The 11,464-nt window shown below is 72.6% G+C and carries 6 protein-coding genes; 4 read left to right on the top strand and 2 right to left on the bottom strand.

Annotated features, from left to right (window positions below; genetic code table 11):
* Positions 1-851: Wzy polymerase domain-containing protein (locus tag AB7U92_RS01935; protein WP_428574171.1), on the top strand; the 851-nt coding region annotated here is incomplete at its 5' end.
* A gap of 12 nt (positions 852-863) precedes the next feature.
* Here the strand turns inward: AB7U92_RS01935 and moaC are convergent.
* Complete coding sequence (gene moaC, locus AB7U92_RS01930; protein ID WP_428574169.1) at positions 864-1,343, bottom strand: cyclic pyranopterin monophosphate synthase MoaC; 480 nt, start codon at positions 1,341-1,343, stop codon at positions 864-866.
* Between the two features lie 79 nt (positions 1,344-1,422).
* Between moaC and AB7U92_RS01925 the strand changes: the two genes are divergently transcribed.
* Genes AB7U92_RS01925 through pbpC form a run of 3 tightly spaced genes read left to right on the top strand, consistent with a single transcriptional unit; the run spans position 1,423 to position 10,992 of the window.
* Entirely contained in the window at positions 1,423-2,994 is a 1,572-nt protein-coding gene (locus tag AB7U92_RS01925) for a M48 family metalloprotease (protein WP_428574167.1), read from the top strand.
* Between the two features lie 52 nt (positions 2,995-3,046).
* A complete protein-coding gene (locus tag AB7U92_RS01920) occupies positions 3,047-8,878 on the top strand; it encodes an MG2 domain-containing protein (RefSeq protein ID WP_428574165.1) in 5,832 nt (1,943 codons plus the stop codon).
* Positions 8,875-10,992 (top strand): penicillin-binding protein 1C, encoded by a 2,118-nt coding sequence (gene pbpC / locus AB7U92_RS01915; protein WP_428574163.1) that lies wholly within the window; start codon positions 8,875-8,877, stop codon positions 10,990-10,992. Before AB7U92_RS01920 ends, pbpC begins: the two co-directional genes overlap by 4 nt.
* On the opposite strand, the gene AB7U92_RS01910 is transcribed toward pbpC, so the two are convergent.
* On the bottom strand, positions 10,981-11,346 hold the full coding sequence (locus AB7U92_RS01910) for a phage holin family protein (protein ID WP_428574161.1): 366 nt from the start codon (positions 11,344-11,346) through the stop codon (positions 10,981-10,983). The genes pbpC and AB7U92_RS01910 overlap by 12 nt on opposite strands.
* Positions 11,347-11,464 lie beyond the last annotated feature (118 nt).

The following is an 11,464-nucleotide window of genomic DNA, read 5'->3' as shown; positions in this document are numbered from 1 at the left end:
TGATCGCCGCGCACCCTTGGGCCGGCGTGGGCTTCGGCGAGTTCAACTTCGCCTGGTCGCTGAATGTCTTCCCGAACCGGCCGATCGCCTTCTTCGACCACACCCACAACCTGCCGCTGCACCTGGCGGTGGAGCTCGGCCTGCCGCTGGCCGCCGTGGTGATCGCGCTGCTGCTGTTCGCCCTGTGGCGCGGCTGGCGGGGCTCGCTCGACGGCGCGCCGGCCGACATGGCGATGCGCCGCGCCGCGCTGGCGATGGTGGTGATGATCACGCTGCACAGCCTGCTCGAATATCCGCTGTGGTACTCGTACTTCCTGCTGCCGGCCGCCTTCGCCTTCGGTCTGGCGCTCGGCGGCCCGGCGCCGGCGGCGATGACGGCCCCGTCGCCGCCGCGCGCCAGCGGCTGGCTGCTGGCGGCCACGCTGGTGCTGCTGGGCGGCGCGGCGGCGCTGGTCGACTACCAGCGCGTGGTGGTGATCTTCGCGCCGCCGGCGAATGCAGCGCCGCTGGCGCAGCGCATCGAGCAGGGGCGCAAGAGCTGGTTCAACGGGCACCACGCCGACTACGCCGCGGCCACCAGCTCGCCGCAGCCCTCGCTGCAGATGCCGTCCTTCGCCCGCGCGACGCACTACCTGCTCGACACCCGCATCATGATGGCCTGGGCCAAGGCGCTGGCCGAGTCGGGCGAGATCGACAAGGCGCGCCACCTGGCCGCGAGACTGCGCGAGTTCCGCAACCCGCTGTCGACGGAGTTCTTCGCCGAGTGCGACAAGGCGGTGCCCGCAGGCGTGGCGAAGCCGTTCCAGTGCGAGCCGCCGCAGCGGCGCTACGACTACACCGACTTCAGGTAGAGGAGTCCGAGGTCAGGCTGCCACCCAGTCGCCGCTCTTGCCGCCGTGCTTCTCGAGCACGCGGATGCCGTCCATCACCATGCCGCGGTCGGCGGCCTTGCACATGTCGTAGACGGTGAGCAGGCCCACCTGCACCGCGGTCAGTGCTTCCATCTCGACGCCGGTGCGGCCGAGCGTCTCCACCTGCGCGGTGCAGCGAACGCTGTTGCCGGCCTCGTCGATCTCGAAGTCCACTGCCACGCGAGTGATCGGCAGCGGGTGGCACAGCGGGATGAGCTCAGCCGTGCGCTTGGCGGCCTGGATCGCGGCGATGCGCGCCACGCCGATCACGTCGCCCTTCTTCGCCGTGCCCGCGGTGATCAGCGCCAGCGTGGCCGGCTGCATGCGGATGGTGCCGGTGGCGCGCGCGACGCGGTGCGTCTCGCTCTTGGCCGACACGTCGACCATGTGGGCCTGGCCTTGGGCGTCGAAGTGGGTCAGCGGGGAGGACATGGGAGGAAACACTCGGGAAACGTTTCGGGGGCATGATAGCGACGCACCGGGCGCCGCCGCGGCGCGTGCCCCTATCCCCGTGACGACCACCTTTCCCCGCACCCGCCGCTGGCTCGCCGCGCTCGTCGCCGCCAGCCTGCTCGCACCGGCCGCGCCGCTGCGTGCGCAGAACAACCTGCCGGCGCTCGGCGACGCCGCCACCGAGGATTTCGGCGTGGCCACCGAGCGCCGCGTCGGCGAGCAGATCATGCGCGAGATCCGCCGCGACCCGGCCTACCTCGACGACCCGCTGCTGCTCGAGTACGTGCAGTCGCTGTGGGCCCCGCTGGTGGTGCAGTCGCGCCGCGACGGCCACATCACGCCCGACATCGATGCACGCTTCGCCTGGGAGGCCTTCCTGGTGCGCGATCACAGCGTCAACGCCTTCGCGCTGCCCGGCGGCTACATCGGCGTGCACCTCGGGCTGATCGCCATCACCGGCTCGCGCGACGAGCTCGCCTCGGTGCTCGCCCACGAGCTGACCCACGTCACCCAGCGCCACATCGCGCGCGGCATCGCCAACAGCCGCCGCCAGTCGATGATCAGCCTGGCGGCGATGCTGATCGGCCTGATCGCTGCGAGCCGCGCGAACAGCGTCGACGGCGCGAACGCCGCGATCATCGGCGGGCAGGCCGGCATGATCCAGGGCCAGCTCAACTTCTCGCGCGACATGGAGCGCGAGGCCGACCGCATCGGCTTCCAGCTGCTCACCGGCGCCGGCTTCGCGCCTTCCGGCATGGCCTCGATGTTCGAGAAACTCGACCAGGCTTCGCGGCTGAACGACAGCGGCGGCTACCCCTATCTGCGCTCGCACCCGCTGACCAGCGAGCGCATCGGCGAGGCGCGCTCGCGCTTGGGCACCGAGCAGGCCCGGCCGGCACCGGGGCCCTTGAGCGCCGGCCTCGACCATGCCTTCGCCATGGCACGCGCCCGCGTGCTGATGGACCCCCGCGTCGACGCGCTGCGCCGCTGGCAGGCCCAGGACGGGCCGCGCAACGACCTCACCGCGGCGCAGAAGCTCGCCGACCTCTACAGCAGCGCGCTGGCCTCGGTGCTGCTGCGCGACACCGAGCGGGCCGACGGCGCCGTCGCCCGCCTGCAGTCACTGCTGGCCGACAGCCCGCGCCAGGATGCCAAGGCCGTGCGCTGGGCAGCGATGCTCAAGGGCGAGGCGCTGCTGGCGCGCGGCGATGCCGATGGCGCCGCCGCAGCGCTCAAGCCGCTGTCTGGCGACGCCAGCCGGCCGGCGCTGCTGATGAATGCCGAGGTCGCCCTGGCCGGCGCCGGCGGCATGGCCGCCCTGCGCCGCAGCGCCGAGGAACTGCAGACGCGCGTGGCCGTGCAGTCGTCCGACGCCACCGCCTGGGCGCTGCTCGGCCGCCTGTGGGCGAAGGCCGGCGAGCCGCTGCGCTCGCGGCGCGCCGAGGGCGAAGCCGCATATGCGCTGGGCGATCTGCGCGGCGCCATCGACCGATTCCGTGCCGGGCAGGGCCAGGTTCGCCCCGGCAATGCGTCGGACTTCATCGAGGCCTCGGTGATCGATTCGCGCCTGCGCGAGGTGCAGGCGCAGCTGCGCGCCCTGATCGCCGAGCAGCAGGAACAGCAGCGCTGACGCCGCCGCGGCGCGCGTAGACTGCCCCGCGGATGGCGATCCAGGGGGCGTGATGAACCACAAGAACAGGCGCGGCGCCGCGGCGCTGCTGCTCGCGGCGCTGGCCGCGGCGGCGCAGGCGGCCAGCATCAGCGGCGTGACGCCGCGCGGCGAGGTGGTGCAGGTGCGGCAGGTGACGCTGCGCTTCAGCGAAGCCGTCGTGCCCTTCGGCGATCTGCGCCTGCCCGACCCCGCCGGCGTGGCCTGCGACGGCCCGGCAGTGGCGGGCAGCGGCCGCTGGTCCAACGACCGGGTGTGGCTGTACGACTTCGAGGCACCGCTGCCCCCCGGCACGCGCTGCACCATCAAGGTCAAGGCCGACTGGAAGCCGCTGAACGGCACCCTGACCGGTGCCACCGAGTTCGCCTTCCAGACCGGTGGCCCGGCCGTGGTCACCGCGCAGCCCTGGAGCGGCAGCAGCATCGAGGAAGACCAGCACTTCCTGCTGCGACTGAGCGGCGCGGCCTCGCCGGCCAGCGTGGCGGCCCACGCCTGGTGCGAGGTCGAGGGCATCGGCGAGCGTGTGCCCGTTCGCATCGTCGGCGGCGCCGAGCGCGAGGCGGTTCTGAAGGCACGGCGCCTGCAGAAGGAAGGCGATCGCGCGCTGCTGCTGGCCTGCCAGCGCCCGCTGCCGAACGACGTGCGCGTGCGCCTGGTGTGGGGCCGCGGCATCGCAGCACAGGTCAACCCGAAGGTGGTGACGAGCGCCGAGCAGCACTTCGACTACCGCGTGCGCAGCGCCTTCCTGGCCGAGTTCGGCTGCGAGCGCGAGCGTGCCAGCGCGCCCTGCCTGCCGATCCGGCCGATGACGCTGAGCTTCTCGGCGCCGATTGCGCGTGCGCTGGCCGAGCAGGTTCGCCTGAAGCCGGCCTCCGGGGGCGCCGCGCTCGCCCCGAAGTTCGACCGCGACGACAAGGCTGCCGAGACCACGCGCGTGGAGTTCCCGATCCCGCTGGCCGAGAACGCCGCGTACACGATCGAGCTGCCTGCCGGCCTGAAGGACAACGCCGGCCGCGCGCTGGCCAACGCGGCGAGCTTCCCGCTGAAGGTGGCCATGGGCGACGCGCCGCCGATCGCCAAGTTCGCCGCGGCACCCTTCGGCATCGTCGAGCGCGAGGGCGCCGGCGCGGTGCTGCCGGTGACGCTGCGCCACGTGCAGGGCGACCTGCGCCCCGCGGCCGCCGGTGGCGTGGTGCGCACACGGCTGCTCGCCAGCGATGCCGACGTGCTCGCCTGGTACGCGAAGCTGCAGCAGCACCACGAGACGCAGCGTAGCGCGAAGGAGCTCGGCCGCCCCGAGCGCGAGTGGTTCGACACCGTCGAGGAACGCGATCCGAAGGGCCGCGTGGTGAAGCGCCTCGTCGAGCGCTATGTCGCCACGCGCGAGGTCTCGCTGCTCGCCGCCGATGCGCAGGCGCAGCGCCTGGAGCTGCCGCAGCTCGCCGGCGGCGACCCCCGGCCTTTCGAGGTGGTCGGCATCCCGCTCGCGCAGCCGGGCTTTCACGTCGTCGAGATCGAGTCGCGCCGCCTCGGCGCCTCGCTGCTCGACCGCCCCGCGCCGATGTTCGTGCGCACCGGCGTGCTCGCCACCAACCTCGGCGTGCACGTGAAGATCGGCCGGGAGAACGCACTGGTCTGGGTCACCACGCTCGACCGCGGCCGGCCCGTGCAGGGCGCCGGCGTCACCGTCAACGATTGCCGCGGCCAGCCGCTGTGGCAGGGCACGAGCGATGCCAGCGGCATCGCCCGGATCGAGCAAGCGCTGGTAGAACAAGGCGAGTGCCCGGCCGATGGCGGCTTCTTCGTCACCGCGCGCCACACCGACGCAAAGGGTGTGGTCGACATGGCCTTCGTGTTCAGCAGCTGGCAGAAGGGCATCGAGCCCTGGCGCTTCGGCGTGCCCACCGGCGCCGGCCCCGAGGCGGAGGTTCGTGCCCACACGGTGTTCGACCGCACGCTGCTGCGCGCCGGCGAGACGGTGTCGATGAAGCATTTCGTGCGCAGCGAAACGCGCAGCGGCCTCGCGCCGCTGGCCCGTGAAATGTTGCCCGACCGGGCCATCGTCGTGCACGAGGGCAGCGGCGAGGAGTTCGAGCTGCCGCTGGCGTGGAACGGCACCCGCAGCGCGACCTCGCGCTGGAACATCCCGGCCTCCGCCAAGCTCGGCAGCTACCGCGTGATGCTGCAGCGATCGAGCGACGACGACGCGCGGCAGCGCCGCTGGGACAGCGGCGACTTCCGCGTCGAGGAGTTCCGCGTGCCGCTGGTCGATGCGCGCCTGGCCGGTCCGAAGCAGATTCCGATCGCGCCCACGGCGCTCGATCTTGCCGTGCAGCTCAACTTCATGTCCGGCGGGGCGATGGGCAACGCACCGCTGAAGGCCACGGCCTTGCTGCGCGAGCGCGGTGTGTCGATGACGGGCTTCGAGGAATTCAGCTTCCAGCCGCCGCGCGGCCTGGCCGCGAACGAGCCGGAAGACGAAGACACACCGCGCAGCGACGGCCGGCTGGTGGCCGACAAGCTCGCGCTGACGACGGACAAGCAGGGCGCCGCCACTGTGGCCCTGAAGTCGCTGCCGACAATCACGCGGCCGAGCGAGCTGCTCGCCGAAGTGACCTACAACGACCCCAACGGCGAGGCGCAGACCGTCTCGACCACGCTGCGCCTGTGGCCGAGCGCGGTGGTGCCCGGCATCCGCGCCGGCTCCTGGGCCAGCGCGCGCGGCCAGGTGAACCTCACCGCGCTGGCGCTGGACACCACCGGCAAGCCTCTCAAGGGCCAGGCGCTCGAGGTGCGCGCGCGGCTGGCGCAGGTGATCAGCACGCGCAAGCGCATCGTCGGCGGCTTCTACGCCTACGACAACCGCACCGAGGTGAAGGAACTCGGCACGCTGTGCAGCGGCACGAGCGACGACCGCGGCCAGCTCGAGTGCGAGGCGAACCTCGACAGTGCCGGCCAGGTGGAGCTGATCGTCTCGGCGAAGGACGGCGCCGGCAACGTGGCCGAAGCCGCAACCAGCGTGTGGATCACGCGCCAGGGCGAACTCTGGTTCGCGCAGGACAACGACGACCGCGTCGACCTGTTGCCCGAGAAGAAGCGCCACGAGCCCGGCGAGACCGCGAAGCTGCAGCTGCGCATGCCCTTCCGCGCTGCCACCGCGCTGGTGGCCATCGAACGCGAGGGCCTCATCGACACGCGCGTGGTCACCCTGCGCGGCGACGACCCGACGATCAGCGTGAAGATCGAGAAGGGCTGGGCGCCGAACGTCTACGTCAGCGTGCTGGCGCTGCGCGGCCGCATCCGCGAGGTGCCGTGGTATTCGCTGTTCCAGTGGGGCTGGCGGCAGCCGCTGGACTGGTGGCGCGCCTGGCGTGACGAGGGGCCGGAATACCAGCCGCCCACCGCGATGGTCGACCTGGCCAAGCCGGCCTTCAAGCTCGGCGTGGCGGCGCTGAAGGTCGGGCTGGCCGAGCACGAGCTGCAGGTGAAGGTGACGGCCGACCAGCCGCAGTACGCCGTGCGCCAGACCGCGAAGGCGCGCGTGCAGGTGCTGCACGCCGGCGCGCCGCTGGCCGGCACCGAGGTGGCCTTCGCGGCGGTGGACGAGGGCCTGCTCGCGCTGCGCGGCAACGACTCGTGGGACCTGCTGCACGCCATGCTGCGCGAGCGCGCCTGGGGCGTGGCCACCGCCACCGGCCAGAGCGAGATCGTCGGCCGCCGCCACTACGGCCGCAAGGCGGTGGCGGCCGGCGGCGGCGGCGGGCGCGGCGGCGCGCGCGAGCTGTTCGACACGCTGCTCGTTTGGAAGGAGCGCGTGGTGCTCGATGCCAAGGGCGAGGCGCTCATCGACGTGCCGCTCAACGACTCGCTGACCAGCTTCCGCCTGGTGGCCATCGCCGACGACGGCGCGCAGCGCTTCGGCAGCGGCGCCACCAGCATCCGCGTGACGCAGGACCTGCAACTGCTGCCCGGCCTGCCGCCGCTGGTGCGCGAGGGCGACCGCTTCGTCGCCATGATGACCCTGCGCAACACCACCGAGCGGCCGATGAAGGTGCGCGCCACGCTGGCCGGCACGGTGAACAGCGGCAGCGGCGACATCGTGCGCACGCCGCTGAACCTGCCGCCGCAGGAGCTGAGCCTGGCCCCCGGCGCAGCGCAGGAGATCGGCTGGCCGGTGGACGTGCCCGGGCAGGCCTTCAGCATCGCCTGGGAGGGCGCCATCGAAGAGCAGGGCGGATCGGCGAAGGACCGGCTCAAGCTCACGCAGCTCGTCGGCGCCGCCGTGCCGGTGCGCGTGCTGCACGCCACGCTGGCGCAGCTCGACGGTCGCTTCACGATGCCGGTGGCGGCGCCGGCCGACGCGCTGCCCGCTGCCGGGGCGAAGCTCGGCGGCATCACCGTCGGCCTGCAGCCGAAGCTCAGCGGTGCGCTGCCGGGAATGCGCCGCTTCTTCGAGACTTATCCTTTCGCCTGCCTGGAGCAGAAGGTGGCCAAGGCGGTGGGTCTGCGCGATGCGGCGCTGTGGGGTGAGGTGAGCAATGCGTTGCCCACCTACCTCGACGCCGACGGCCTGGCGAGCTACTTCCCGCCGCGCGCCGGAGACGGCGCGCGTGGCAGCGACCGACTCACCGCCCACCTGATCGCCGCCGCACACGAGGCGGGCTTTACGCTGCCGGAGGCGGCCCGCGGCGCGATGCTCGACGGCCTGACGGCGTTCGTCGAGGGCCGCATCGAGCGACGGTTCTGGTCGCCGCGCGCCGATCTCGACGTGCGCAAGATCGCCGCGATCGAGGCCCTGTCGCGCCATGGCCGCGCGCAGCCGAGGATGCTCGGCTCGGTCAACCTCACGCCGAACCTCTGGCCGACGGCCGCGGTGATCGACTGGCTGGCCATCCTGCGCCGCGTCGAGGGCATCCCCGAGCGGGCGAAGCGCATGGACGAAGCCCAGCAGATCCTGCGTTCACGCCTCAGCTTCGCCGGCACCACCTTGCGCTTCTCCACCGAGGACGAGGACTTCTGGTGGTGGCTGATGGACAGCGCCGATGCCAACGCCGCCAAGCTCATCCTCGCCACGCTCGATGAGCCCGGCTGGAAGGACGACCTGCCGCGCCTGGTGGTCGGCAGCCTGGCGCGGCAGAAGCGCGGGGCCTGGCTCACCACCACCGCCAACCTCTGGGGTTCGCTGGCGCTCGACAAGTTCGCGGCGAAGTTCGAGAGCGTACCGGTGGTAGGGCGCAGCGTGGCGAGCACGGGCGGTGCGCCGCAGACCCTCGACTGGTCGAAACAGCCGGAGGGCACTCGCCTCGCGCTGCCCTGGCCCGCCGGTGCCGGCACGCTGGACGTCACGCACGAGGGTGCCGGACAACCCTGGCTCACCGTGCAGAACCTCGCGGCGATCCCGCTGAAGGCGCCGCTGCGTGCCGGTTATGCGATCACGCGCAGCGTCGAAGCCGTCGAGCAGAAGGAGAAGGGCCGCTGGTCGCGCGGCGACGTGATGCGCGTGCGCCTGGTGATCGAGGCGCAGTCCGACATGACCTGGGTGGTGGTGAGCGACCCGGTGCCCGGCGGCGCCACGCTGCTCGGCTCGGGCCTCGGCCGCGATTCGGCGATCGCCACGCGCGGCGAGAAGCGCGAGGGCACGGCCTGGCCGGCCTTCGAGGAGCGCAGCTTCGAGGCCTTCCGCGGCTACTACGAATACCTGCCGCGCGGCCGGCACGTGGTCGAGTACACGCTGCGACTGAACAACCCCGGCCGCTTCGCGCTGCCGCCCACGCGCGTCGAGGCCATGTACGCGCCGGAGACCTTCGGCGAGCTGCCCAACGCGGCGGTGGAGGTGGCGCCGTGAGGCGGCTGCTCGCGGCCGCTGCGCTGGCGTGGCCGCTTTCCGCGCAGGCGCTGCCGAGCTTCGACGAGGTGCGCGCCGCGCACCGACCTTCCGACATCGTGCTGCTCGACCGCCACGGCGTGCCGGTGCAGACGCTGCGCGTCGACCACTCGGTGCGCCGCCTACCCTGGGTGCCCATCGAGGAGATGTCGCCGGCGCTGCTGCGCGCCATCGTGCTCAGCGAGGACAAGCGCTTCCACGAGCACAGCGGCATCGACTGGCGCGCGGTCGCCGCCAGCGCCTGGGGCAACCTGTGGAACACACGCACGCGCGGCGCCTCGACGCTGACCATGCAGCTCGCCGGCCTGCTCGACGAGGGCCTGGCGCGGCCCGCGGGCGGCCGAAGCGTGGCGCAGAAACTCAGCCAGGCCCTCACCGCCACGCAGCTCGAGCGGCACTGGCGCAAGAGCCAGATCCTCGAGGCCTACCTCAACTCGGTGCCGCTGCGCGGTGAGCTGGTGGGCGTGAGCGCGATCGCGCAGACGCTGTTCGGCAAGCATGCCCGCGGGCTCGACGACACCGAGGCGGCCATCGTCGCCGCATTGGTGCGTGCACCCAACGCCGAGCCGCAGCGCGTGGCGCAGCGCGCCTGCGAGGTGCTGCGCCAGCAGTCGCGCGGCTGTGACGGCATCGCCGTGATCACCGAGGCGGCGCTGGGGCGGCGTGGCGGCATGCCCCTGGGCGAGCAGCTCGCGCCGCACTTCGCCCGGCAGGTGATTGCCGCGGCCGGCCCGGCACGGCAGGCGAGTACGCTCGACGCGCGCGTGCAGCGCCTGGCGATCGCGGCGCTGCGCCGCCAGCTGGCCGAGCTGACGGGTCGCAACGTCGAGGATGGCGCCATCGTCGTGCTCGACAACGCCAGCGGTGAGGTGCTGGCCTGGGTCGGCGCCAACGGCGCCACCTCGGCGGCAGCGCAGGTCGACGGCGTGCTGGCGCGGCGCCAGCCCGGCTCGACGATCAAGCCCTTCGTCTACCAGCTCGCCTTCGAGCGCCGGCTGCTCACGCCGGCCAGCCTGCTCGACGACTCGCCGGCGCAGATCGCCACCGCCGCCGGCCTGTATTTGCCGCAGAACTACGACCGCGACTTCAAGGGCTGGGTGAGCGTGCGCACGGCGCTGGGCAACAGCCTGAACGTGCCGGCGGTGCGCGCCGGCGCGATGCTCGGCCCGGATGCACTGTTTGCGCGGCTCGATGCATTCGGCTTGGCGCCGAGCGAGAGCGGAGGCTTCCACGGCCACGCGCTGGCCCTCGGCAGTGCCGACGTGACGCTGCTCGCGCTGACAAACGCCTACCGCACGCTGGCGCGCGGCGGCGTCTACAGCGCGCCTTCGCTGCGCGGCAGGGCCCGCGCCGAACGCCGCGTGGCCGAGGCCGCGGCGGTGCACCTGGTCGTCGACATCCTGGCCGACAACGCGGCACGCGCACGCACCTTCGGCCTGGCGAGCTCGCTGGCCACGCGCGGCTTCGCGGCGGTCAAGACCGGCACCAGCAAGGACCTGCGCGACAACTGGTGCATCGGCTTCACCGACCGCTACACGGTCGGCGTGTGGGTGGGCAACGCCAGCGGCGAGGCGATGCACGAGGTCTCGGGCGTCAGCGGCGCGGCGCCGATCTGGCACGAGATCGTCACGGCGCTGCATGCCGGGCAGCCCTCGCGCCCGCCGCCGCGTCCCGCCGGCGTGGTGAGCCAGCGCGTGGCTTTCGAGGCCGACCGCGAGCCGGCGCGCGACGAGCTGTTCCTCGCCGGCGCCGCGCAGGCCCGGCAGCGCGAGACCGCGCAGCTCGCGCCGCAGCGCGCCTTCGGCATCACCAGCCCGCGCGACGGCAGCCGCTTCGCGCTCGACCCCGACATCCCGCCGTCGGCGCAGCAGATCGTCTTCGAGGGCGAGCGCGGCACCTGGGTGCTCAACGGCCGGCGCATCGGGCAGGGCGCGGCCGTCCGCTGGGCGCCCTGGCCGGGCCGGCACGAGCTGGAACTGCGCGACGCGCGCGGGCGCGTGCTGCAGACGGTGCGATTCGAGGTGCGCGGCGCGACGCTGCGCAGCGCCGCGGCGACGGCGCGTTCAGGCGGCTGAGATGGCGCTCGGGAACAGGCGCTCCATTGCCGCGTCGATCACGATGCCGCAGACGCTGTAGATCAGCGAGCCGATCAGAGCCGCACCGAAGCCGTTGACGGCGAAGCCGTCGAGAACGTAGGCGGCGGCCCAGAACATCAGCGCATTGATGACGAACAGGAACAGGCCCAGCGTCAGCAGCGTGACCGGCAGCGTCAGCAGCACCAGCAGCGGGCGCAGCAGCGTATTGAAGATGCCGATCACGAAGGCCGCGATCATCGCCGAGGCGAAGCTCGTGACCGCGACACCGGTGTAGAGATAGGCCACCAGCAGCAGTGCCGATGCCAGCAGCAGCCAACGCACGATGATCTTCATGCGAGAAGAATAACCGCATTCCCCCAGGTTTCCTGGGGAGAAGTGATGACGGGCGACAATCCGCGCCGCTGAAGGGGGAGTAGCGAACGGTGCAAGGCCGTCGCGCAGCCCGTCAATC

This window comes from Piscinibacter sp., assembly GCF_050175855.1.
In the GTDB taxonomy this organism is placed as follows: Bacteria; Pseudomonadota; Gammaproteobacteria; order Burkholderiales; family Burkholderiaceae_C; genus Piscinibacter.
Note: the sequence above shows the minus strand (reverse complement) of the source record. Positions and strands in the feature narration are given on the sequence as shown.